Annotated in this window: 14 protein-coding genes; 10 read left to right on the top strand and 4 right to left on the bottom strand. The window is 48.2% G+C overall.

Annotated features, from left to right (window positions below):
• Positions 1–32: 32 nt before the first annotated feature.
• From V5T57_RS12475 to glgA, 3 genes are all read right to left on the bottom strand, one after another.
• Positions 33–2,618 (bottom strand): efflux RND transporter permease subunit, encoded by a 2,586-nt coding sequence (locus V5T57_RS12475; RefSeq protein ID WP_332891553.1) that lies wholly within the window; start codon positions 2,616–2,618, stop codon positions 33–35.
• Positions 2,619–2,819: 201 nt separating this feature from the next.
• The gene (locus V5T57_RS12480) at positions 2,820–5,309 is read right to left on the bottom strand and encodes a glycogen/starch/alpha-glucan phosphorylase (RefSeq protein WP_332891554.1); all 2,490 of its coding nucleotides are present in this window, start codon (positions 5,307–5,309) and stop codon (positions 2,820–2,822) included.
• Positions 5,310–5,382: 73 nt separating this feature from the next.
• A complete protein-coding gene (gene glgA, locus V5T57_RS12485; protein WP_332891555.1) occupies positions 5,383–6,828 on the bottom strand; it encodes a glycogen synthase GlgA in 1,446 nt (481 codons plus the stop codon).
• A 534-nt stretch (positions 6,829–7,362) separates the two neighbouring features.
• Between glgA and glgC the strand changes: the two genes are divergently transcribed.
• From glgC to V5T57_RS12515, 6 genes are all read left to right on the top strand, one after another.
• Positions 7,363–8,640 carry a glucose-1-phosphate adenylyltransferase gene (gene glgC / locus V5T57_RS12490; RefSeq protein WP_332891556.1) on the top strand — a complete coding sequence of 426 codons (1,278 nt, stop codon included), beginning with the start codon at positions 7,363–7,365 and terminating at the stop codon, positions 8,638–8,640.
• Positions 8,641–8,956: 316 nt separating this feature from the next.
• Positions 8,957–10,255, top strand: a complete 1,299-nt coding sequence (locus V5T57_RS12495; protein ID WP_332891557.1) for an adenylosuccinate synthase — start codon at positions 8,957–8,959, stop codon at positions 10,253–10,255.
• Positions 10,256–10,526: 271 nt separating this feature from the next.
• Positions 10,527–11,015: a rhodanese-like domain-containing protein gene (locus tag V5T57_RS12500; RefSeq protein WP_332891558.1), complete on the top strand. Its 489-nt coding sequence runs from the start codon at positions 10,527–10,529 to the stop codon at positions 11,013–11,015.
• Between the two features lie 235 nt (positions 11,016–11,250).
• Positions 11,251–13,845 carry a methyl-accepting chemotaxis protein gene (locus V5T57_RS12505; RefSeq protein ID WP_332891559.1) on the top strand — a complete coding sequence of 865 codons (2,595 nt, stop codon included), beginning with the start codon at positions 11,251–11,253 and terminating at the stop codon, positions 13,843–13,845.
• Positions 13,846–14,109: 264 nt separating this feature from the next.
• Positions 14,110–15,891 carry a response regulator gene (locus V5T57_RS12510; protein ID WP_332891560.1) on the top strand — a complete coding sequence of 594 codons (1,782 nt, stop codon included), beginning with the start codon at positions 14,110–14,112 and terminating at the stop codon, positions 15,889–15,891.
• A 120-nt stretch (positions 15,892–16,011) separates the two neighbouring features.
• Positions 16,012–16,596 (top strand): hypothetical protein, encoded by a 585-nt coding sequence (locus tag V5T57_RS12515; RefSeq protein WP_332891561.1) that lies wholly within the window; start codon positions 16,012–16,014, stop codon positions 16,594–16,596.
• Between the two features lie 61 nt (positions 16,597–16,657).
• On the opposite strand, the gene V5T57_RS12520 is transcribed toward V5T57_RS12515, so the two are convergent.
• On the bottom strand, positions 16,658–17,581 hold the full coding sequence (locus V5T57_RS12520) for an alpha/beta hydrolase (protein ID WP_332891562.1): 924 nt from the start codon (positions 17,579–17,581) through the stop codon (positions 16,658–16,660).
• A gap of 364 nt (positions 17,582–17,945) precedes the next feature.
• Here V5T57_RS12520 and V5T57_RS12525 point away from each other — a divergent pair, with 364 nt between their 5' ends.
• From V5T57_RS12525 to V5T57_RS12540, 4 genes are all read left to right on the top strand, one after another.
• Positions 17,946–18,848 (top strand): chemotaxis protein CheX, encoded by a 903-nt coding sequence (locus V5T57_RS12525; protein ID WP_332891563.1) that lies wholly within the window; start codon positions 17,946–17,948, stop codon positions 18,846–18,848.
• 317 nt (positions 18,849–19,165) lie between these two features.
• Positions 19,166–19,885, top strand: a complete 720-nt coding sequence (locus V5T57_RS12530; protein WP_332891564.1) for a Crp/Fnr family transcriptional regulator — start codon at positions 19,166–19,168, stop codon at positions 19,883–19,885.
• Between the two features lie 670 nt (positions 19,886–20,555).
• Positions 20,556–22,334 carry a tetratricopeptide repeat protein gene (locus V5T57_RS12535; RefSeq protein WP_332891565.1) on the top strand — a complete coding sequence of 593 codons (1,779 nt, stop codon included), beginning with the start codon at positions 20,556–20,558 and terminating at the stop codon, positions 22,332–22,334.
• Between the two features lie 267 nt (positions 22,335–22,601).
• Positions 22,602–25,388, top strand: coding sequence for an SEL1-like repeat protein (locus tag V5T57_RS12540; RefSeq protein WP_332891566.1), 2,787 nt, complete (start codon positions 22,602–22,604; stop codon positions 25,386–25,388).
• Positions 25,389–25,431 lie beyond the last annotated feature (43 nt).

The raw sequence follows: 25,431 nt of genomic DNA on the forward strand, positions 1-25,431 counted from the left end.
GTTTCATGGAGTGGTGCAGGGTATTAACCGGGTCAGCTCTGTTGGTAGGGTTTTAACTTCTCAAGCAGTAGCGGCAAGACTGTTAAGTTTGCAATTAATGCAACCAGCATCGCACAGGCGGTCAAGAAGCCAAAGTAGATGGTTGGCACAAACTGAGACAGGGTGAGAACAGAAAAGCCAATGGCAATGGTTACAGTGGTGTAATACAGCGCCCGACCAATACTACTATGGGATCTTCTAACCGCCGCAGGGTAGTCGCCATCTTTTTGAATTTCATGACCAAACCGGTAAATATAGTGAATGGTGTCATCCACACCAATACCAATACTGATGGCGGCAATGGTAATGGTCATAATATCCAGTGGTATGCCCAGTGCGCCCATGCTACCCAGTATCAAGGGGATGGCAATTAAATTGGGAACGATGGCGATCAATGCTAACTTAACCGACCGGAAAAGGATCATAAACATAACGAGAATCGCCCCCATAACAGCACCTAATGTGGTGATCTGGGAGTGAAACAACGATTGCAGCATATTATTATAGAGTACCAGCATACCACTGACGTGGACTTGCTCTGGCTTTAACCCCACTTCATCAACCAACCCTTTGCGGATATCTTTTAACAGCAGATCACGTTTAAGGTTTGGATCGGATTCATAAACTCTGACAGAGTAGCGCAACTGGTTGCCATCATCTGACAGGTACGGTGTAAAGAGTGCGCTCTTTACTTCTGGCGTCAGTTTTTTATGGATGACCGACAGCGTAATATCATCCGGTAGCTCCCCCTCATTTAAATGAGAGAGTACCTCAAAGGTGGAGGATAAAGAGATAACCTTGCCACTCTCTTTCAGTCCATCTAACCATTGGTGGATTTTATCAACCTCAGGTGCCATGAAAGAGTTATACCAGTAACTACTCCCAGTGATACCTGCATCCTGGCTTAAGCCCGCTGCGCCCCAAAGTGAGTCTCCCGTACCATCCCCCCACAGTTCATCAACGCCCTCTTTAAAGACGTCACCTACGGCCTCAGCCGCATCGGTGACCATGTCTGGCACAAAAGATGAGGAGGGATCAGATCCCATAGGCTGATCCGTCTGCTGTTGTACCGGTGGGTCGATAATGACATCAACCGACATCGTACCACCCAGAGCCTGATCAATAAGCAGCATGCCCTGATGAATTTCCGTATCGGACTTAAAGTGATCGATAAAACGGTTTTCTACAGAGAGTTGGCTAATACCAACGACACCAAGACCAACTAAAGCTACGGCGCCAGCCATCATGCGCCATCCCAGCTTTTCAATCATGCTGGGAAAAAGCGCCATGACACCACCTGTGACATCAATACGCTTTTTAGGGGGCATTAATGGTAAGCGGGCAAGCAGGGCAGGGAAGAGGGTAAAATTCAGCACCAAGGCGACGGTTAAGCTCAGGCACATCATCCAGCCAAAATCGATGACTGGGCGTATACCACTGACCACCAAGGAGCCAAAAGCAACCATGGTGGTGATCACCATGTAAATGCAGGGGGTCGCTTTGCTGCGTATGGTTTGTTGAATTAACCAGCGTTGATCTTCTTCTGGGTTTTCTCGGTGAAGTTCCTGATAGCGTACAATCAGGTGAATGGTCAAAGAGAGGACAAAGATCAGCAGTAAGGCCAAAAAGTTGGAGGAGACGACGGTGATGGGCCAATCCAGCAGGGTCATAAAGCCGGTTGTTATCAAACCGGTTGCCGATGCTGTAATGACGGCAATGCCAACCCAGCGTAACCGCCCAAAAGCGATGGCCAAGATAAGACCCATGACGGCTAAAACGGCTACTCCAAAGATACGCAAATCACTCTGCACATAACGCATGATGTCGGTCACGATCATGGGTACGCCGCCCAAATACATCTGTGCAACCGTACGGTGTTCATCAAGTAGAGTACGGATATGATCAATATCCTGCTGCTCTTGTAGAACAACCTTCTCTTTGTGGGTTTTAAAGGCGGCCGTGACTTCAATCAGTTCTGCAGCCTCTTCGTCCGAAAGTGCCCCTTCCATTTTTTTCACACGCAGGCTTTTTCGCTGGGCATGAAGTCTCTGGTAGGTGGCATCCCGTAAAAAGTTGACTTGAATGGCGGTTGTTTGTCCGTCAGCGCCCACTAAACGATCTTTATAGAGCGGGCTGCTACGGAGCTCTTTTTCGGCCAGTTTAATGTCTGTACGGGTATCGTCCAGAGTACGGATACCCGTGTCCAGTTCAGCAAAACTGATGGGGGGGGATTGGATAAGAGGAACATCCAGGATCGAGACAACCGATTTGACCCGGTCCATGCTGTCTACATCGTTACGCAGTTTGCGTAAGTCAGCAAGCGTTGCTGGATGAAACAGAGGGCGATTTTTTGGGGTGTAGGTAATCACCAAAAAATCATCACCACTATAGCGGGCTGCCATGGCTTCGTAATAAGCCAGATCGGCATCATTCTCCAAAACCAGAGAGTCTGTAGAGATATCAATCTCAAGATCTTTGGCAAACCAACCCAAAACCACGGTCAGGCACAAAATAATGGCCAAGGTGATTGGGGTACGGTCAAGAACCGCTTTTTCGTAGAGTTTCAGCGCTGATGACATGCAGGGGCCCTCCCGACCCGATGCAATAAACCTATAATAGATTAAAACAGTGAATTATTGGCCATAATCCATAGCTATTGCAATGGTTGGCAATGTATCTAAAGCATAAAATTGAGTAATAATGGCTAAGTACCAATACCCACAAAAAAAGGGGTGGCATAGTCGCCACCCCTTTTTTTGTTTTATGTTGCCCGGTATCGCTTAGCGCTGCAGTTGCATGGGTTTGACTTTCCAAACATTTTCCGCATAAGTACGCACGGTCCGGTCAATGGAGAATTTCCCCATATTGGCCGTGTTTAGAATGGCCATACGGTTCCATTTGTCCTGATCTTTATAAGCCGTCTCTACTTGCTCTTGGCAAGCAATGTATGCTTCGTAATCGGCCATGAGTAGGAAATGGTCACCGCCAAACAGCAGGTTATTGTACAGATCGCTGTAACGGCCTGGATCATCCGGACAGAAGAAGCCGTCACGAATCATCTCCATAACCCGGCGCAGCTCAGCGCTCTTTTCATAGAAGGTGTTGGGATCGTAACCACCTGCTCGTAAGTCGTTGGCTTCATCCGCGGTCATGCCAAAGATGAAGATGTTGTCATCACCCACCTCTTCTTTGATCTCAATGTTGGCGCCATCTAGCGTACCGATGGTTAAAGCACCATTGAGGGCAAATTTCATATTACCCGTGCCAGAGGCTTCCATACCGGGTGTGGAGATCTGCTCTGAAAGCTCAGAGCCTGGCATGATGATCTCAGCCTTTGAAACATTGTAGTTGGGCAAAAATACCATCTTCAACATACCCTTAACCGCAGGGTCGTTGTTAATGGTGTTACCGACATCATTGATCAAACGAATAATCTGTTTGGCAATATGGTAACCAGGGGCTGCCTTACCACCAATGATGACCGAGCGAGGAACCAGATCTGTCTCTATGCCATCACGAATACGCATGTAGCGGGTGATCACATGCATGACGTTGAGTAGCTGGCGCTTGTACTCATGAATACGTTTAACCTGTACATCAAACATGGAGTCTGGGTTTAGATCGACACCTGTTTTATCGGCAATCAATTGGGTTAAACGAATTTTATTATCCCGTTTAATCTCGTGGAATTTACGGCGGAAGGCCGCATCATCAGCCAGGGGGGCGAGTTCCGTTAATGCTGGCAGGTCAGAGATCCATTTTTCACCAATGCTCTCCTTGATCAAAGCCGAGAGACCTGGGTTAGACATGTTTAACCAGCGGTGTTGGTCAATACCATTGGTGACATTGGTAAAGACATCCTGGCGCATCTCTTTAAAGTCTTTAAACATGCCTGCTTGCATCAGGCGCGAGTGCAGTTCAGCCACACCGTTGACAGAATAGCTGCCCACAATACAGACGTGTGCCATGCGTACACGTTTATTGACATCATCAATCAGTGACATGCGGCTTAGGATGTCGCTATCACCCGGGTAGCGGTGTTTAACTTCTTTAAGGTGCTGGTGGTTGATCTGATAAAGAAGCTGCAGATGGCGGGGCAGAACATGCTCCATAATCGCAATGGGCCATGTTTCCAGCGCTTCAGGCAAGAGGGTGTGGTTGGTATAGGTAAAGGTTCGACGGCACAGCTCCCATGCCTCATCAAAGCTCATGTGATAGTCATCACAAAAAATACGGAGAAGCTCAGGCACAGCCAAAGATGGGTGGGTATCATTCAGGTGGATAACCACCTTCTCCGGGAACTGTTGAATATCCCCATTTTCCAGTGTAAAGCGCTCCAGAATATCTTGTAGGGAGGCGCTGACAAAGAAATACTCCTGCTTCAAGCGCAGCTCTTGACCGCGAAGGGTGGAGTCGTTGGGGTAGAGAACTTTGGAGAGGTTTTCTGAAACCGCTTTATCCTTAACGGCCTCAACATAGTTACCCTCATTAAAGTAGCTCAGATCAAAGTCACGAGTGGCTCGAGCAGACCATAGGCGCAAGTTGGTGGTGCTTGGCGTTTTATGCCCAGATAAAGGTACATCAAAGGCCAGTGCGACAACATCTTCGGTATCAACCCATTGGCAGGTGTCATTACCCTCAGCATCTTTAAAGCAAAGGATCTTGCCGTTAAAACGTACCCGGTATTTGACGTTGGGCTGCTCAAACTCCCAAGGGTTACCATAGCGCAGCCAGTGCTCGGGATGCTCTACCTGCATACCCTCTTCAATGGATTGGCTGAACATACCGAACTCATAACGAATGCCATAGCCCATACCGGGATAGCTTTGGTTGGCAATGGAGTCCAAAATACACGCGGCTAGACGGCCTAAGCCTCCGTTCCCCAACGCGGCATCGACTTCGCAACCTAGTATCTCATCCATATTTTGGTCGAACTCTGCCAACGCTTCCCCTAATAACGTATGCAGGTCCAGGTCTAGAATGGTCCGCATTAAATTGCGGCCAATCAGGTACTCCATGGAGAGGTAATAGACGCGACGGCCTTTTTCATCACGCAAGTGACGGTTCTGGCGAATACCCCGCTCACTCAGTACCCCACGTACAAAATAGACCACGGCATAATACCAGTCGCGATCACTGGCAATTTCAGGGTCTTTGCCCACATCGTGGACCATGTAGTTAACCAGTTTTTCCTTGATGAAGGTGGCGTTCCAATCGGATCGGTCATGTTCATGTACCGAGGATTCGGAAAGTTGCTCGTCAAGTGTCATGAATTCTCTCTCAAACCGGGTTGCGGTTGTTATAACTATGGTTGGGTTTATTCTGATAATGATCCGTAGATCTTTATAGAATCGGGGGTGCCCCAGATTCATATAGGTGCATATAAGCGCGTGCGGCTTTGCGCCAGCCAAAATCCATATGCATGGCTCTTTGTTGGGCCTTTTTCCAGAGTGTTTTGTTGCGCATACAGCCCATAGCATGGAGCATGGTGGTAAGCAGGCTCATGCCATCAGCATGTTCAAATTGAAACCCAGTTCCATGCTCTTCAGAGTGGATGTTCTCTACGCTGTCTGCCAACCCCCCAGTCCGTCTTACGAGGGGTAATGTGCCATATCGCATGGCATAGAGCTGTGTTAGACCACATGGTTCAAAGCGCGAGGGAACCAGTAATATGTCCACGCCAGCTTGAATGCGATGGGCGTGGGTTTCGTCATAACCAATATGCACCGCAATTAAATGGGGATTTTGTGCAGCCAGTTCTCGCAAGCGATCTTCATAGGCCAGATCTCCACTACCCAGAACCACCAGTTGTGCGCCTGCACTGAGGGCGGCTGGTACCGCTTCTAAAACCAGATCAATCCCTTTTTGGTCGGTTAAACGACTGACCATTCCAAACAGTGGTCGATCATCTTCTTCAATCAAGCCCATCTCTTTTTGAAGTGCGCGTTTATTGTGGATTTTCTCATCCACCTTATCCGGGGCATAGTTATGGGCAATTAAAGGATCGGTTCTTGGGTCCCATGCGCCATAGTCGATGCCATTGAGGATGCCGTGCAATTGGTGTGCCCGGTCTTTAAGTAGGCCCTCCATCCCAAAGCTATAGGCAGGTGTGCAAATTTCATTGGCATAGGAGGGGCTGACCGTGGTTAGCCAATTGCTGTAAAAAAGACCCGCTTTCAAAAAACTAAAATTCCCATGAAATTCAGCACCATATACATGCATGGCGCTGGTCGGTATGCCAATTTCATGAATGACCTTAGCGGGGAAGTTACCCTGGAATTGTATATTATGGATGGTCTGGATTGTCTTGCAGTGGCGATTACCCGAAAAATGCAAATAAACGGAGGCCAGTCCAGCCTGCCAATCATGGGCATGAAGGACATCTGGCCGCCAGCCCAGAAAACCACCCGCTTCTGCAATTAAGGCAGCGACACGTGAGAGTGCGGCAAATCGAATGGCATTATCCCCCCAGTCCAGGCCATCATGACTTAAATAGGGGTTGCCCGGTCGATCATAGAGGGTCGGGATATCCAGCGCCCATATAAACACCTCACTATCGGGAAGATATCCTGGTACCAGCCGTACATCGCCATGCCCAAATAGTTCTCCAAGTACAATGGCTTGACCTTTATGACGCATGCCCTCTAGAACACTTGGATACCCAGGCACAAGCACGCGCATATCAACGCCATGTTCCATCAATGCCGCCGGTAGAGCAGCCGCGACATCACCAAGACCACCGGTCTTGATTAAAGGGTAGATTTCAGAGGTGACAAAAAGTACACGCATTACAAGGGTTCCATCGGCCATGTTAAAGAGCTAAGGGATTGATCATAAGGATCTTATGGCTTTGTCAAAATGAAGCCGAATCTTCGTCAAGTTTGCGCCATCTTAAACCCCGCTTGCAATGGTGTAAATGATTGAGCTTGAGCTGCTCATGCCGTTTATCGTAGGTGTCATATTGTGTCGCTGCTTATCTTTGTTGCGCAGTGCTTGAGAAATAGGCGTGGCTGCGGGTAGTGATGATTATCTTTTAGCCTCTTTTTGATGCCTGTTTGTAAGCGCGCATAGAATGAAAGAGGTGTAGTGATACGCTTTATGTATGAAACGCTTGTGACAAAGATTTTGCGGTATGGCAAAAATACGGTTGCCTAAGGTAATGATGATTGCTTTTCAGCAGTGATGAGGCGATAACTCATCTGTTACACTGTTCTTCGGGTATGATGGGTATGATCCCCAAAAAGCCGATTGGGTGTATGTGAGCTCGATGGTCTGATACCAATTTGGGTATTGGCTTTCTTTAGACTGTTTGGAGAGGTAAACATGGCAGAGCAACGCAGTGATGGTGGGGCAAACCTGAACGAAGCCATTCGTCAGAGTTTGATTCTTGTGCTGGCGGGTGGTCGTGGAAGCCGTTTAAAAAACCTCACTGATACAGAGGCTAAGCCTGCGGTGGCCTTTGCGGGTAAATTCCGTATTATTGATTTTGCTCTATCCAATTGTGTGAACTCAGGTATGCGTCGTGTAGGGGTGTTGACCCAATATCGTGCGCATAATCTTATTCAGCATGTTCAGCGTGGCTGGGGATCTTTTCGTGCGGAATTTGATGAATTTGTGGAGGTCTGGCCTGCTCAGCAACAGACGGCTGCTGAGTCTTGGTATTCAGGTACGGCTGATGCGGTGTATCAGAATATCGATCTTATAGAGAGTCATGATCCTAAATATGTGGTGATTTTAGGGGGTGACCATATCTATAAGCAGGACTACAGCAAAATGTTGGAGCACCATATTCGCAGTGAAGCTGCGGCGACGGTCGCCTGCTTGGAGGTCCCCGTGGATCAGGCTCGTGAATTTGGTGTTATGGATGTCGATGCCAATGATCAGATCATTAACTTTTTAGAGAAACCGGCTGAGCCACCCGAGCTACCAAGCCGTCCTGGCTGGTCACTGGCCAGTATGGGGATCTATATCTTTAATCGTGATCTTTTGGTTGAGCAGTTAAGAAGAGATGCTCTGCTTGAGGACTCTTCCCATGATTTCGGTAAAGATTTAATTCCCTATTTGGTGCCTAAGGTCAAAGTTATGGCCCATAGCTTTTCTAAAAGCTGTGTGGGGTTGGATACCAAAAATGAACCTTACTGGCGTGATGTTGGGACATTGGATGCCTATTGGGAAGCCAATATGGACCTGACCCATGTCACACCAGAACTGGATCTTTATGATCCAAATTGGCCAATTTGGACCTATCAGGTTCAGCGCCCTGCGGCTAAGTTTGTGTTTAATGATGATAAGCGCCGCGGATATGCCGTGGATAGTTTGGTCTCTGCCGGGTGTGTTGTGTCTGGATCAGCGGTGGAGCGTTCCTTGCTGTTTACCGATGTTCGTATCAACTCCTACTCTGTCGTGACCGACTCTGTCATTTTGCCCCGGGCGGATGTTGGGCGAAAATGCACTTTGATTAAATGTATCGTCGGACCTGATACGGTTATTCCTGATGGTTTGGAAATTGGTGTTGATCCTGAGTTGGATGCCAAACGTTTTTACCGTACAGAGGGCGGGGTAACCTTGGTCACTAAGGAACATATTGATAAGCTTACCTAAAAAGCTTTTGAGATCACGTGGTTTAAGGAAGAGCTCAGCAGAAATGCTGAGCTTTTTTATTAAGTGGTGAAAATGGGTGGTATTTTCATTGCTGTATAGTGATGAAAAAGGTGACGGGCTAACGACGAATTCTCTTTGAAACCACCCCTAGTATGGGGAATAATAAGGAAAGGGCTCACTTCGTAGCCCTTTTTGTGTGTCTTGAGCCAAGGTTTGCTCGGGCTTTCGGTTGCCGCAGATAGGCTGCGGTGGTGCTTGGCAGATGCGACTGCTTGTTGAGAGCAGGAGCGTTGTTGAAATAGAGCGGTCAGAAAACATGTCTAACGTTGTTATTGTCGGCACCCAATGGGGTGATGAGGGCAAAGGTAAAATTGTTGATCTGCTTACTGAGCAGGCCGACATGGTAGTGCGCTTCCAAGGGGGGCATAATGCGGGCCATACCCTGGTTGTGGAGGGCAAACAGTATATCTTGCATTTGATCCCTTCCGGCATTATTCGTCCCGGTAAGCAGTGCGCCATCGGCAACGGTGTTGTGCTTGATCCCGATGCTTTGCTGTCAGAAATGAGTAAGCTCAGTGATATGGGGGTGGCGATTTCTCCGGAAAATTTAAAAATTGCCGATCGCACCAATCTTATTCTTCCGTACCACAAGGCGCTGGATCTGGCTCGTGAGAAGAAGAAGGCTGCGGGTAAAAAAATTGGTACAACAGGGCGTGGTATTGGTCCTTGTTATGAAGATAAATCTGCCCGTCGCGGAATTCGTCTGATCGATCTGTATAATCAGCCTCTCTTTGAAGAAAAACTTAAAGAGAACCTAGACCTGGTTAACTTCATGCTTGAGAAGTATTACGATGAAGAGGGTTTCCAGATGGAGACCATTCGTGATGCTTATCTGCGCATGGGTGAGCAGATGGCTCCCTACTGTGAAGATCTGGCACCATGGCTTGAAAAAGCCCAGGCCGAGGGCAAGAATGTTCTCTTTGAAGGGGCGCAAGGTGCCTTGTTGGATGTTGATTTTGGTACCTACCCTTATGTGACCTCTTCGAATACCAGTTCAGCCGGTGCTTGCAGCGGTAGTGGTGTTGCTCCTGGCCAGCTGGATTATGTTTTGGGTATCGTAAAGGCGTATACGACACGTGTGGGTGGTGGTCCTTTCCCCACTGAGCTGCATGATGCTGATGGTAAATACCTGGCCACCAAAGGGCATGAGTTTGGTGCAACGACTGGCCGACCCCGTCGCTGCGGGTGGTTTGATGCTGTTGTGGTGCGCCATGCGGCCCGTGTAAGTGGCATTAATGGTATGTGTATTACCAAACTTGACGTGTTGGATGGTATGAAGGAGATTCGTCTCTGCACAGGGTACCGTATCGATGGTGAAGAGACCGGGTATGTCCCCGCAGATACCGTCAAGTTAGACCGGGTTGAACCGATCTATGAAACCATGCCCGGTTGGGATGGTTCTACCGTCGGTTGTAAAGATTGGAATAGCCTGCCCCAGGAAGCGAAGAACTACTTGGGTCGCTTGGCGGAAGTAGTCGGTATTCCTGTGAGTATTCTTTCCACAGGACCTGATCGTAATGAAACGCTGATTCTGGAAAATCCCTTCCATGCCTAGCATGTAAAACATTGAGCTAGATCAATGGTTTTTAGAAAGCCCACATGTGCGAACATGTGGGCTTTTTTGTGTGATAAATTGATAGAATAGCCCCAGTATATAGAGATGGGCTGATACGGAACAATCCGCCAAAATCCTGCATTAGTTGTAACAAGCTACGGGAATGGTTGAAGAAAAAAAGTTCATTTCTAAGTGGAATCATAAAGGCTTCTGGGATATGCTCATTCAAGGGAAAAATAGTTCCAAACGCGTATAATGCAAGGGGTATTCAATGATGCAACAGGTTGGTGTAAAGCAGTGGTTGGGTATGGCGGCGCTGGCTGTAGCTCTTATGGTGACGGCTCCTGTTCAAGCTGGTGGTAAGCCTGAGGTGCCTGGTTCACTGGCAGGTGTCAGTATTGTAGCTGCTGATGAAGTGCTGGCTGCTATGGAGGGTGGAGAAGCTTTTCTGCTCGACTGCCGTAAGGTTTCAGGCTTCGAGGGAGGCACAGTACCAGGCTCTGTAAATTGTCAGGTCTCTTCTGGCAAGGCCAGTTTGGATGATGCCAATGTGGATGCAACAGCCGCTAAGCTTAAGGGTGAATGTTCTGACCTTATGTCCATGGCTAAGGATAAAGAGATCATTACATTCTGTAACGGTCTAACTTGCTGGCGTAGTCCTAAAGCCGCATTGTCGTTGACCAAGCTGGGTTTTACCAATGTTAAATGGTATCGCTTGGGTATGAATGACTGGAAAGCTCAGGATCTTCCAATCGAATAATCCTGTCGTTTGCTGTCTTACAAGGAGGGAGTATTATGCTCCCTCCTTGTAACGGCTGTAATAGCACAATTTTTTTTCTAAATTATTCTTTTTTTTCTTTGATCACCTGTTAGGCCCTATTTTGCGGAATGGGGAGATTGGGTTGTGCTGTCTGCGATTGGTGCGTTGAAAGACGTATGGCCAATGGCTCGAATATCGTTGTGTCTGTTTTTCAAGGTTTGAGGTCTGGTACTCTATGCAATTCTTTAAGAATCTCTCGTTACGCATCAAGCTCTTGTTGACGATTCTCCTACCTCTTGTGGTGATTCTTCTCATCACCCTCTATTTCTTGCAGGATATGCAAGAGGACGCCATTGATCGTATGTTGCTCGGTAAGCAGGAGGCCTACGCCAAAAGCCTGCAAAGCTTGATAACAGCACGTGGCGATACCCTTATGCGTATTGCAGACCTCCCCCGAAAAGATAAGAAACTGATCCGATCTTTGAAAAAAGCGGTACCCGCTAAGGTTAAGCAGCAGGCCGATAGTGTCTGGAACCTGATGAAAAATGAAAAACGTGGCTCCATGTTTTTCTGGAACAGCAAGCGTTCTCCATCTGTCATTGCCAGTTACTATGAAAATAAAGGCACGAATGAGTCTTTAAATTTTTCGGCACCCTTGTTGGCGCAAATTGATCAGGCCAAGAAGAAAAAGAAGGTGGTCGGTATCGAGCAGTTCCCGGATGGCAAAGTTCGTTTAATGCAAATATCCCCTTATTATAATAAGAGAAATAAGGATAAAAATGACAAACGCGGCACCTATAACATGGTGGTGTTGGGTAGTGATTTAGAGTTGATACAAGCGGACTTAAAAGCGCTGTTAGGGGTCTCAAAAGTATCTCTGGTTAAAGTGGATGGTACGGGTCAGAAGGATTCAGCCGAGCTTCAAGGGCAGATGGCTGTGGTTGATTTGGTGCTAAAAAATGTCAATAACGCCTCTATTATTGCCATGCGGGTCGAAGAAGATGTCTCCCACTTTTTAAATGATTATCACCATGTGATGATCAAAATTAATGGGGTTATCTTCGCCATTGCCATTTTGGCTGCACTCATTGCCATATTCTTGACCAAAAGTCTTGTACAAAGAATCCGAGCTATTAATGCCCTTTTGCAACGGGTTGGGCAGGGACATGTGACAGGTTCTGTCCCTGTGAGTTGTGAAGATGAGGTCGATGCCATTGGGCGTGGTGTGAACCAGATGGTTGAAGGGTTGCGGGGCAGTATTGGTACGCTATCCGTTCAGGCCGATACCATTGCTGCTTGTGCTGATGGTTTGGTCACGCTTCGTGATCAATTAGAAAGTGATGCAGGTGCTCAGAGTGGCATGATGGGTGAGGTGGTCACCCATAACGGTGATTTGGTGGATGCCTTTGGGCGTATTGAGTCGGCGATGGAAACTGTTGAGCAGCGTGCCGAAGAGACTTCATCGGCCGCGGCAGCGTTGTCTGGAAATGTCCAGGATATTGCCCATACCTCAGATATGGTCAGTCAAAATATTAATACCGTTGCTGCCGCTTCTGAAGAGATGCACAGCAACATGACAGAGGTCAAAACCAACCTGGAGCTGGTCAACCAGTCTGTTGGTGAGACAGGGGATAATCTACACGGTATGGCCGAAGCCGTTTCGCAGGTGCGTCGTCTGTGTGATGAGGCTGGCAAACAGGCTAAAAATGCCAATACACGGGCACAGAACACCCATACCGTAGTCGATCAGCTCAACAGCTCTGCTGACGAGATTGGTAAGGTCGTTGGTATTATTAAGAATATTGCCGATCAAACCAATATGCTGGCATTGAATGCCTCCATTGAAGCTGCGGGTGCCGGTGAAGCGGGTAAAGGCTTTGCTGTGGTGGCCAATGAGGTTAAAGAGCTGGCCAGTCAAACGGCAGATGCAACGGCGATGATCTCCAAGCAGATTGGTACCATTCAAGACAACACGGGGCAAGCCTCAGAAGCTGTGATGGAAATTGCCAATGCTGTGAGTGAAATTGATCACTCCCTGAATAACGTGACCGAAGCGGTTGAAGAGCAAGAGGGACTAAGCCGTAACGTGGTTGACCACATGAAGCATCTCTCAGAAGCTTCTGATGCTGTGATGCGAAATACGGATGAGCTGGATATGGCGGCCCGTGAAATTGCCCGTTCCACAGCAGAAGCTGCAGCTGGGGCTTCGCAGATTGCCGTGACCTCTTCGCAGGCTGCTGAGTTTGCGCAAAATGTGGCCAGCCAGAGTGAAGATACCCAGCGGGTAACCAGTGAAGCCAAGACGGTGGTTTATCAGACCAATGAATCCTCCCGTTCTGTGGCTGAAGTGGTGGCCAGTGCGCTACGCCTTAACGGCTTTGTTTCGGCCTCTATTCACGGTTTTGCCAAGATGACAGGTGCCATTGAGGACTCTACCTCAACCCTCCATAAAGCTCAGTCACGGTTTGATCTGGGTCAGGTACCATTTGATCTTCGTCGTATTAAAAGTGGGTTAATGCGCTGGCAGTGTCAGGGGCAGACATTGAGTGAGGGCCGGATGAAGCAGGAGGATGCTGAACAGGCGGCTTCACGTTTCAAACAAGAATCTGTCGGAGATGTGTTGTTACCCCAAGTTAGAGATATGTTGGACAGTGGGGCCTTGCATGAGTTGGATCAGCAGGTGGGGCAGCTCTCAGAGATGTTAGATCAAGCCAGTAAGGGTTCGGAATCCAGTGATGACTTTATTGATGCGTATGATGAACATCGTGCTCAGCTGTTTAAGCAGGTAGATACCCTGTATCAGAATAAGATGGAAACATCATCAACATGAATACATGGTTCTGCACAGGCTTGAATGAGGCATAAAAAAGCACGCACTTGAAAGAGTGCGTGCTTTTTTTTGTGTTTATAATTTGTTCTTGAATGATTTTTTTATTCAAGAAGATCTTGCAATTGTTCGAATGAGTATTAAATAATCGTAGTTCCATTGTTTGGTTCTTTGCTGGATCACGACAATGCAAAAGATGGCATTTTGCCGTCACATCCTGATGTTTGTTTGGGCCAGGATGCATCTTTATGTGAGGGGGAGCGCTACATGGGTCTCAATGCCACCAAGGTTCTATTAATTACTGACACGCCCATGCTCAATAAAATCATCTCATCCGCTGTGGCGGATGATGAGCGGTTTAATGTTGAGGAACTCTCTTCGGATAGTGATGGTTTTTTTGAGCAGATTGTTGAAATTGTGCCGGATCTCGTGTTCTTACGCACAGAGTTGAAAGGTACCAATGGTATTCAGGTTTGTGAGTCCATTAAGCGCCATAAACTTCTTGGGAAATGCACGAAGGTTGTCTTTCTTTCCGGTAATCCTCAAATTCGTGAACAAGCCATTCAGCACCGCGCCGATCAATTTTTGACCTTACCCTTTCAAAAGGATGATGTGGTTCAGCTGGTTGACCTTTTGGTCCCACCTGTACCGACGGTGTTGTATGTGGAAGATAGTGACCTGTTCCACCGCGTGGTTGTACCACCTTTGCGTGAAGAGGGGTTTCATGTTGTTGAAGCCTGGGATGGTCGTGAAGCACTGACGTTGGTTGATACCGCAGACGTTGATATCATTGTGAGTGACGTGGAAATGCCGGAAATGGATGGGTTAACGCTTTGCCATAACGTGCGTTCGACAATGGTTCAAGATATCCCCATTCTGTTGCTTACCTCACAGACCTCTGAGGAGGCCATTGCCAAAGGGTTTGATGCCGGAGCAGATGATTATTTGGCTAAGCCTGTGGTGGTCCCTGAGTTGGTATCCCGTATTCGCAGGCTGTTGAGCTCTAGTGCGGAAGCGGAACGTCCCGAGCGTATCTTGGTTGTAGACGACTCAGAGATGATTCGTACCACCTTGCGTAATGCCCTAACGGCCCAGGGATTCCGGGTTGATGAAGCTGAAGATGGTTTGCAAGGTTTGGGGATGGTTATGAAAAATAACTATAGCCTTGTGATCTCTGACTATGAGATGCCCAATCTTGATGGACTTGAGATGTGTGTGCGGATCCGAGGTAGTGAAAACAAGCAGCGCGCTAATCTGCCCATTGTTTTTGTGACCACACGGGATTCAAAAGCAGACATGGTGAAAATCCGTTCCATTGGCATTCAGGCCTTTATCTCTAAGCCATTTGTTGGTGACCGGGTTGTCGCTGAAGTTGAGCGGGTTTTGGCCGATCGTCGTTTGGAGCAGCAGCGTGCTTCCTTCCGCAACTACCTCAGTCACCTCTCTCACCATAAAATTGTTGACCTTTATGACGATGAGGGTGGGGTTTCTGATGATCAGTTCCGTACGCTGCTCTATCTGGATATTGTTGGTTTTGGGCAGATTTGCCGTAGCCTCAATGCCAAAGATCTAGTCACGTTCTTAAACCGTTATTTTGATCTGGTTTGTGAAGTTATGGTTAAGCATAACGCAACAGTGGATAAGCTGATTAATGATGGTTTGTATGTGTCGTTTGATCGGCAAGATGATGGCGCGCATCGTGCGGTGACGGCTGCTTGTAAGTTGGTAGAAGCCTTGCCTAAGATCCATAGTGAAACAGGCCAGACCTTTAAAGTGCGTATTGGTATTAATGCAGGTCGGATTGTGTTGGGTAACATTGGTAGCCACTACCGTGATCGTAACTTTACGGTGATTGGGGATAATGTCGAGTTGGCCTACCAAGCTGCCCGCTCTGATAAAGAGGGCAACCAGGTTGTGATTACAGAATCTGTACGCAAACTACTGGATGAAAAGCTGGAAGTTCGTGAGTATGGCACCCAAGATATTCATGGTGAGAGTGCCATGCCGCTGTTTGTTGTGGATAAGCTAAACGAAGCATACAACGATTAGTGGGTAGCTGTTTTGGCGAGAGCATTGTATAAGGGCGTTGCTCAGCAGCGCCCTTATTTTATAGGGTATTGATGTCTGCTAAGGTTAAATGGCTGTATTTAAGAAGGAAACTGTTTGGTGATGAAAGAGGAAGAGGTTTTGGTATTGTGGAAGGCGCAGGTAGATCCGCCTATGGTGGATCGTTGCCCTATGGGGTGGAGGAAGCATCTGTTTATTGTCTTTCAGGATGTCTGTCATACGTTGCAACTGCCTAACTCTGAGTCCCATGCTTTTTTGAACCATTTGATTGTGGCGATCAACGCTTGGTGTGGTCCTTATCCAGACCCCTCTTTGTTACCTTGGGTCGTTGGGGTTCAGCGTTATCGTCCAGAGGTCTATCAAGCTTTCTCTCAAAACCGGCCCGACAGCTTAGATCCTGCTTGGTCTATTAACTGCAAAACCTATGGTTTAACCTGTGCCATTTATCATGGACTAACAGGGGATGCCAACCCCATGCGTATGCGTGAGCGGATGTGGGAGGCGGAAGATCTGATTGAGGAGTATTACGAAACCCACGGAGGGCGCTGTATTGGGCCGTTTGATGGGCGTAGTACCGAAGAGATCTACCAGATGTGTGGCCATATTGAAGATATGTTGCACTGTCTGGATGGTTTGGCTCTGCGTAAGCCTGAACTTGTTGTGCCTGTGGTGGCTGACCAAGTTTAAACAGATCGTGGTGGGAAGATTAAAGGGGGTGGGCATGTGCTCACCCCCTTTTTATATGTGCTTATTGTGTGAAGAGAGGGTCGACAAAGTTAACGATCTCTTCTGCCAAGGTATCCCCATCAAGGTCAGGGAAAAAATGCCCGGCTCCGTCAATAATGCTGAGTTTAAAGTTCTTAGAGAGCTTGCTGCTCTGTAATGTTGGGAGCAGGTCTGCAACGACACGATCTTCACTGCCCACAGCAATCAAGGTGGGTACGGCAATGTGTTTGAGTAGATTGGGGGTATCTTTGCGTGGATCAGCTTTGTAGTAGCTCACAAAGCTTCGCGGGGTGACTTTGGCATCCTTACAATAGATAAAGCCTGGGGGCTGTATGAGGGCGTCTCGGCTGACGCTCTGTTTGCTAAACAGCAGTGCTTTACCCAGCCAAGTCATTAAATCCCCATTGAACCGTTCCTTATAACTGAGCATGGCTTTTTTCATGCTCCAAGTGGATGGAGCAACCAAAACAGCGCCTCGAATAACGGGGTCAACCTGTTCTGTCAGATACCATGCCACTTGGCTTCCGCCACGGGAGTGCCCGAGTAGGACAATTTTACGAATGCCCTGATGCTTAAGCCACTGTACCCAAGCGCTAATTTCTCCGACGGCCTCTTCATGGGTATGCCGGTGAGGATGCTCACACTTATAGCTGCCATGGCGGTTGCTAATACCTAGGCTTAAATTAATCGCCAGGCTGTTCCATCCTGCCTCTTCCAATAGAGATTGGGTGGACGCAATCATCTCCATGCGGTTGTGCGCTAATGTACCGTGAACCATGAGAAAGGCGACATCTTTATGAGCGGTCTCAGGTGATTTAAGAAAGTGGGCATTGAGCTCAATTCCGTTATAGGAGAGTGAGACATCTTTGCCGGCTGTTTCTCCCCAGGAGGGAAGGAGCAGGACAACAAGAAGTGTTATAAGTTGGGACAGGGGCTGAAAGCGCATGGGAGTCCTCATCACAGTCAGATCAAGAGCCGTGCAAGCAAACGTGACTCAGGTAGGTTCGACTTTTTTAGTTTATCTACGATACATCATCAGTGCTGGGATAAAAATAGATGGCCGTATGTCACGTGGTTTTTTATCAGCGTCTGGCATAATTATCTATTCGACAGGGAGATTGAGAAACAGGCATTTCGCTATGAAAAAAGGTTCTGGTCCATTGAAAAACCGGTTACAGTAGGTAGACCTCAGATCAAAGAATATGGTCATTTGCTTCTGTAAAGTGGAAGCAGGTGAAATTGGGGTGTGTCACCTGCAAACCCGTTAAGTTAAGTCTTAGCTTGCTCTCTATCACGTTAAGGTAATACAGATGATTGCTTCGTCAGATGAAACTGGACATATCGAAGGACGTTCTACCACGCGCATCGATATCGAGGTGCCTGCGATTTTGATGCTCGGTAATAACCATCAAATGCAGGGTTTGACACAGAATGTCAGTTTTTCAAGTGTACGCCTTGAGTGCAGGCAGGAGCTAGAGAGTCGCCATATCGGGGAGGTGTGTCGTATTCAGTTGCAACTCCCTGCTGAAGAGGGGCAAGAGTGGGTTGAGTTAGAGGCTAGGATTACCCGGCAAGAAGAGGCCTCTATCGCCATTCAGTTTACCCATACAGATACCAGCAGTTACCGAAAGCTAAAAGGGTTGTTGACGCGACATGCCGAAAACCCAAACCAGCTTATTCGTGAGATGGGGCGTCATCCTGAACTCTCAATGAGTGTGGTTCATATTGGCTTTATGAAAGAGGAGTTGTCCGATTTTATTACGGATTCGGTCAATGAGATCTTTATCGCCTTTTTAGCGCAAGATGTGGATAAGGGTCCTACTGTCATCAAGCAGGACTTTGAGCAGTATGAGCCACCAGATGCTGAAGCAACGGCAGTGGTCAATTTTAATGGCGCACTTACAGGGGGTATTCATCTTTCAGCCCCCATGCATGTTGTAATTGAGCTGGCCAACACGTTTAGTGGTGAAGAGGCGACCAATATTCGTGACCCTATGGTTGGTGATGCCTTCGGTGAACTGGCCAATCTGATTACCGGAGGTGTGCAAACACGTCTTTCCTCTGAGTTTGAAAATATTAACCTGACCCCTCCGACCGTCGTGTTTGGTAAAGACTATGGCATTATTTACCAGAGTGATTTGCATAGTGTGAAGCAGTATTTCATGACACCAATTGGCCCCTTCTTCGTGGAGTGTTTTTTCGCTTCTACTTAAGGTTGTCCCCCGTCACTACTTAACGAGAGCAGGGTTCTGCATAGGCTTATTCTGTCCGGTCTATCTGCTCAAAGATGTATTGATAAAAACATCACTCAGGATTGTGACGCCTTGCATGGTGTTTGTATGTGAAACAGATTTTTATTCTGTAAACCAAGAGCTTTCCTGGATTGATATGCGTCAATGACAGATTCCCCCCATCTTGACAGGATGCTGCATCGAGTGACTGCATATGTCATATATTAGGTGTTGCACAGACTTCTGTATGGAAGCGTGTAAGATTCGGAATAAGCATGGAATGGATGCGGGGGGAAAGCATGCAAGCGTGGCGTCAACAGGTTTTTCAAGAGCCGGTTTTTTCACAAAGTCCGATCTTTACATCGTTGACCACCCAACAGCAGGCCTACCTAGAGCCCCATGTGGAACGCATTGCACTGGAGAAAAAAGGTGTGTTGTTTCATGAGGGGGGGCAAGCTAATAACTTTTACGTGTTGCGTAAAGGTTTAATCAAGCTTTTCCGTCTCTCAGAAAATGGCACAGAAAAAGTGCTAGAGATCATCCGTCCGGGTGAAAATATTGCACTTGCTCTGATGTTCCTCAACCGGCCGGCCTATCCTGTTACAGCGGAAGCGCTGCAAGCCAGTGAAGTTTATCAATTACCCAATGCGCCATTTATGGAGATGTTGCACCAATCTCAGGAGACCTGTTTCCGTATTATGGGTTCTCTATCTGTACGTATGCATATGTTGGTGGCAGAGATTGAAAGTCTGAGTTTAAAAAATGCCCCTCAGCGCTTTATTGATTATGTTATGAACCGCGTGGATGCTGAGATGCTGGCCCGCAACCAAGGAACAGTATCATTGGGTGTTCCCAAACATGTTCTAGCTTCCAAGCTCTCAATTAAGCCTGAGTCTCTTTCTCGTTTAATGCGCCGACTGAGTGATGAAGGGTTGATACGTGTGGAGCGTACAGATATTCATATTCTTGACTGTCGCTCTCTGCGAGATGCCTATTACAGCCTTGGCGATAACCGATAAGCTCTCTTCTCTTTAAGATCGTTTGGCGCTTCTAAGCCGATTCTATTCTGCTCTACCTCGCAAGATCGCGACGGTAGCGTACGCATATCTTCACGTGCATCAGCACTGACATCGTTTTACATAAGAAAATTGCATAGTTTGCGATCCCATCACTGGTGTTCATCGGTGATGTGCGTAACAATGCTATGTTGCTTTTTAGCTGAAGCTGCTTCAGCTAAATGTGTCGCTTTGGATTTTGCCAACAGGTGAATACCTGTGAGTGGTGTACCTGCGTCCCTGTGTGGGGAAAAAAAGGTAGGCCGGGCGATAGTAAAAGGTGGCAAGCCTGCCCGGCCTACCCGAAAGTAGGTACCTCGGTCGGGAGCAACTCCAAGGTACCGTCCTCCGGCTCAACCAGTCTGGCAGGACCGGTTCGTCACGGGAGCCGAAGGAATCTTCAACAGTACACCTGCCTTGAGCTGGGTACTGAGTCTGAGCTGTTTGCCGAGACGATGTATTAAAAGCAACAGCTGGGCCATAAATGTAAAAGACTGAAATCATGGAATATATAAGCAAAAATCCCCGTTTATCTTTTGTTGCCACCTGTTTTCGTCAAAACAGTGACGAGATCTCTGCGTTTTCTCCTGTTCTTCGGTCTTTTTTGGCTGTTTGTTTACTGGTGGGCTTGCTTGTGGGCGGCGCAAAGCCTGTTTTTGCGGAATCAACACTCCTAAAAGGAGACCGCATTGTTTTAGATGGAGCGGTTTCTAAAAAAAAGGGGGCTGTGCAAAAACTGTATAAAAACGCCCTTAAGTCCAGTAAAAATCAAGAGAAAGCAGCCTCTTTTATGCGCCTTGGGCATCTGGCTTGGCATGGTGTTGGGCAAAAATTAAATACCACCAAAGCGCTGGAATACTGGCAGAAGGCTTATCAGCTAGGTCGGTGGGATGCCGCTTATCTCATTGGCAAGCATTTTCATCGCCCACCCATTAAGCAGACTCCTGATCTTGAACGGGCTCATGTTTGGTATGAGCGTGCCGCTAGGGGAGGGCACGGGTTAGCTATGTATACCCTTTGGCTTTTAGACCGGGAGCGGCAGGGGGGGATGGCAGGAAGTGCCAAACAGTGGTTGATACAAAGTGGTAAAGCGGGTGAGCCTTTAGCGATAAGCAAGCTCTCTTCAATGGCAGATATGGCTTATGATGGAAAAATTGGCGGAAAAAGTGCCGTTGAATGGTTGATCTTGGGGGCTTCGGTTGGGGATCCTCTCTCGCGTATGGCATTGATTGCACGTCCTGAACGTGACAACTTGCCCTCACGTGTTGTCTTGGAATCATGGGCTGAAGAGGCTGTTCGCTTGGGAGAGTGGGGGGCTGTGGCCCTGCGCGACCGTTTTCGTCAATCACCACCCACGCTTGAGCCGAAGCCAACAAAAAAAGAAGATCCCAACCGCATGACGCGGGCCCAACTTGAGGCTGCGTTGGCGAACAACTCCAAGGCGCAACAAAAGAAGCGTGTCAAAGAGGCCGATACTTCCGTATCAAGAGTGAATAAGCCGCCGATGGCAACTTTGCCTAAAACACCACTAAACGATGTGGTCAAAAGCTCTGCACCTAAAAAAATAGAACCTAATGTTGCAGTGGAAGATGTTCAATCGACGGTCGTCACAACAGCACAACCTGCAGCGCCCACGCTCAAACCCAAGGTATCGGTTAAACCGCCACAACAAGCATCGGTCACACCAACCCCCAAACTGGTAACGGTGGATGGTAAATCCTATGAAGGTCTTTCATGGGCTCAGTTGATGCGGTTGGCAAGACGTGGGGATGCGGAAGCGCAATTCCGCTTGGGGCAGTCTTTACGGGATGAGTCAACGTCAGCCCGTAGTATTGATGATGGTTTTAAGTGGCTAAAGAAGTCGGCGAAGCAAGGTCATGTTCAGGCACAGAACAGTCTTGGTTATATGTACTCTCAAGGTATTGGAACCCGTGTTGACTTTCGTAAAGCTCTAAAATGGTATGGAGAAGCCGCCAAACGTGGTGATGCCCTAGCCCAGTTTAATGTGGGGCATATGCATTTTCGTGGCAAAGGTGTTAAAGCCAACGCAGGTAGTGCTTATGGTTGGTATGTCAGTTCGGCCAAACAGGGGTTTGCCCCCGCACAAACGGCCGTTGGCTATCTGTTAGAGAACGGTCTTGGTATCGATAAGAGCAGCGAACAAAGTATGAAGTGGTATACCCGGGCAGCCCGTCAGGGGTATGGCGCGGCCCATAATGCCATCGGTCGCTTTTTAATTGGGCGTGATGCAAACAATATGGAATCAAGGCGACGGGCCATTATGCATTTTCGTTTAGGTGCATGGGAAGGTGATGATGTGGCGCGAATTAACTACGACGCCTCCATTAAAGGGATGTCACGTGCACAGTTGGCACGTATTGATGCCCTGGCTAAGGTATGGAGAGACCAGTAAATACGGCTTGTATAAGCGCCTTTTACAATGGTGGATAAGAGGACTAAACTAGCGGTACCAAAGGCCATAAAACAGGATATACCGATCTTCTCTTGATTGGTGTGGATGTATGGAATCATGCCAGGGATGGAATTAGGCGCAGTTATGGATAAACGTAGAGATTGTTGGGCTTGGATTGGGCTGCTTCTAGGGCTTGTGCTTCTGTCTGGTCAGGGACATGCGGCACCGCCATCTGATAGGGCTCTGCAGCGTGAGACTGGGACACGCATGATGCTGTGGCCACACGGCGTCAAACTCCCTTCCGATCGCACGACTCTACTGCGGCTAGCCAACCAAGGCTTTCGTCGTGCTCAATTCTTTATGGGGCTTTATCTGGATTATGGTATCGGCGGCAAAGCTCAGCCCTTTGAGGCTTTTCAATGGTACAGCCGTGCGGCAGGACAGGGGAGCCTTTGGGCATCCATTAAACTAGGCGATCTCTATTTCCGGGGGCGTGGTACCGCTCGAGATAGCCAAAAGGCTCAGCAGTGGTACAAGCGAGCTGCCGATGCAGGGCAGCCTGTCGGGCACTTGGCCATGGCCATGGTGCAGATACGCGGTGTTGCGGATAAAAGTGATTGGGCCAAGGCCTTAAAACACCTCAATAAAGGGGTGGTTGCTGGTCTGCCGGAAGCCCATACAGCATTATGTCTACTGGGGGTGCGACATGTCGTCGCTTCTGAACTCCCTGCCTCTCAAACAGAAAATCACTGCCGACGTGCTGTGGACGCTGGCCAACCCTTTGCCGCTTTTTTAATGGCACAATGGCTAGAAGAACAGCTTACGGAAACCAATGCATCCCCCTTAAAGAAAAAAGTCGCTTATTGGTATGAGCGCGCGGCGTCAATGCCGGTCATAACCATTGACGCTAAGCCCCAGGCTCAGATGTTATGGCAAGAACGGTTCCCCATCTCCTGGATTGAAGTGATGGAGCCTTTGGTTAGTGCCAACCGGGCGAGTGTGCCCCGCGCCGCTTACCGTACTGGTTTATCGTTGGTAAACCATGGGCAGAGTACCCAAGCTAAAAGTCGTGGTGTCCGTTGGTTACAAAAAGCGGCTGAACATGGTGATGCAAACGCACAATTCCGCTTAGGGCTGGCCTATGCCCAAGGCCAAGGTGTTATCCGTAATCAGGAGCAGGCTATCTATTGGTACACCCTGGCTTCGGAGCAAGGGGAAGCGGCCGCTCAATTCAATCTGGCATTGCTCTATTACCAGGGTGATCGGATTGATCGTGATTTTCATAAGGCACGACAGTGGTTCGAAAAAGCATCGGAACAAGGGGATGGCCAAGCACGGGATCATCTTGGGGATATCTATCGGCATGGTCGAGGAACGCCCATTGATATAGCCCAAGCCATGAAGTGGTACCGTTATGCGGCAGAGCAAGAAAATGTCTACGCATTAACCTCTTTAGGTGATCTGTACCAGGGTGGAGAAGGGGTTAGTGCCAATGCCTCAGAGGCTGCTCGTTGGTACCGTAAAGCGGCGGATTTAAACCACGCACCTGCTCAAGGCAACTTGGCTGATCTACTTCGCCAAGGTCTTGGTGTGGAGAAAGATCTCTTCAAGGCAGCTATGTGGTATGAAAAAGCTGCCAAACAAGGCGATGTGGTTTCACAGAACTGGCTAGGGACCCTTTACCTGGAAGGGGATGGTGTTGATAAGAACCCTGAACAGGCTGTCTACTGGTATGGCAGGGCTGCTGATCAGGGTTATGCTTTTGCACAAAACAATTTGGCGGTCTTACTGCGTGATGGGCATGGAATAAAAAAAGACCTTAAACGTGCACGCAAACTCTTTCTCTTCGCTGCTAAGCAGAACAATGCAGATGCACAAAATAGTCTGGGTGTGTTGTATGAACAGGGGCTCGGTGGCAAAACGGATACAGTTGAAGCCGCGGCTTGGTACCGAAAAGCGATTCAAAATGGTAATAAAGGCGCACGTTTCAACTTAGGTATGCTCTATTACCGCAGCCGTCAATTTGGTAGCTTAGATGAAGCGCTAAAACTTCTTGAAGACGCGCGTGCATTGGGGTTAATGCAGGCTCAAACAGCATTGGCCAGGATCTACCTTACACAAAAAAGTGCGCGCTATAACGCCAGTTTAGGTAAGCGATACCTGCGAGAAGCTGCCGAGCAAGGTAGCGCAGATGCCCAGGCTCTACTGGGGGTGCTTTTAACCTTTAACACGCCCTTAAAGCAAAATTATCCCGAAGCGGTGCAATGGCTAAAAAAAGGTGCCGAGGGTGGTAGCTCTGAGGCACAGTTTCATCTTGGATATATGCTTCACCTAGGTATTGGTGTGGCTCCAAACACCCGTCGTGCTGTGTTTTGGTATAAAAAAGCAGCCGGACAGGGGTTTGCGGAAGCAGCCAATAACCTTGGGACACTCTATTTTCAGGGGAATGGTGTTGACCGGGATGTGTACAAGGCTGTGCAGTGGTACAAGCGTGGTGCCAAACTCGGACATGTGCCAGCTTGGCATAATCTAGGTAACCACTACCGGCATGGTATTGGTGTGGGCGTGGATGCACGGGTTGCCAGACGTTACTTTGAAAAAGCGCACCAGGCAGGATTTGTTCCTTCCAAGTTAGCACTGGGTGAAATGCTGGAAAAAGGTGAAGGTGGATCGGCCTCACTCAAACGTGCTGAAGGTCTGTTTGGGGTCGTGGCTCGTGCGGGCAATATGGATGGTAAATACCGCTTAGCCCGCCTGTATTTAACCCATGGTCCAAAGGCTAAACGAAGTTATGCCATGCGCCTACTTAAGAAAACAGCACGAATGGGGCATCCGACGGCCCAATATGGTTTGGCGGCCCATTACCTGAAAGAGTCTGATCTAGAGGCTGAGGTAACGGATAAAATTAAGCAAGCTTATACCCTATTGTTGGCCAGTCGACGTGGAGGCATTGCAGAAGCCGATGCACTTTTGCAAAAGCTGGATAACAAGCTGCCAGAGACGATTCGTAAGGGTTTGATCCACGCATTTGAAAGTGATAAAGCAGAATTATAAAATGGTACGTGTGCCCTATATAGACAAGCTTGATGTGTGTTGG

The organism is Magnetococcus sp. PR-3, from assembly GCF_036689865.1.
GTDB lineage: Bacteria > Pseudomonadota > Magnetococcia > Magnetococcales > Magnetococcaceae > Magnetococcus.

Coding starts and splice junctions, on each gene's coding strand:
- V5T57_RS12500 (WP_332891558.1), top strand. CDS start 10,527: ATGATGCAACAGGTTGGTGTAAAGCAGTGGTTGGGTATGGCGGCGCTG.
- V5T57_RS12540 (WP_332891566.1), top strand. CDS start 22,602: ATGATGCTGTGGCCACACGGCGTCAAACTCCCTTCCGATCGCACGACT.
- V5T57_RS12495 (WP_332891557.1), top strand. CDS start 8,957: ATGTCTAACGTTGTTATTGTCGGCACCCAATGGGGTGATGAGGGCAAA.
- V5T57_RS12530 (WP_332891564.1), top strand. CDS start 19,166: ATGCAAGCGTGGCGTCAACAGGTTTTTCAAGAGCCGGTTTTTTCACAA.
- glgC (WP_332891556.1), top strand. CDS start 7,363: ATGGCAGAGCAACGCAGTGATGGTGGGGCAAACCTGAACGAAGCCATT.
- V5T57_RS12515 (WP_332891561.1), top strand. CDS start 16,012: ATGAAAGAGGAAGAGGTTTTGGTATTGTGGAAGGCGCAGGTAGATCCG.
- glgA (WP_332891555.1), bottom strand. CDS start 6,828: ATGCGTGTACTTTTTGTCACCTCTGAAATCTACCCTTTAATCAAGACC.
- V5T57_RS12505 (WP_332891559.1), top strand. CDS start 11,251: ATGCAATTCTTTAAGAATCTCTCGTTACGCATCAAGCTCTTGTTGACG.
- V5T57_RS12520 (WP_332891562.1), bottom strand. CDS start 17,581: ATGCGCTTTCAGCCCCTGTCCCAACTTATAACACTTCTTGTTGTCCTG.
- V5T57_RS12525 (WP_332891563.1), top strand. CDS start 17,946: ATGATTGCTTCGTCAGATGAAACTGGACATATCGAAGGACGTTCTACC.
- V5T57_RS12480 (WP_332891554.1), bottom strand. CDS start 5,309: ATGACACTTGACGAGCAACTTTCCGAATCCTCGGTACATGAACATGAC.
- V5T57_RS12475 (WP_332891553.1), bottom strand. CDS start 2,618: ATGTCATCAGCGCTGAAACTCTACGAAAAAGCGGTTCTTGACCGTACC.
- V5T57_RS12510 (WP_332891560.1), top strand. CDS start 14,110: ATGGGTCTCAATGCCACCAAGGTTCTATTAATTACTGACACGCCCATG.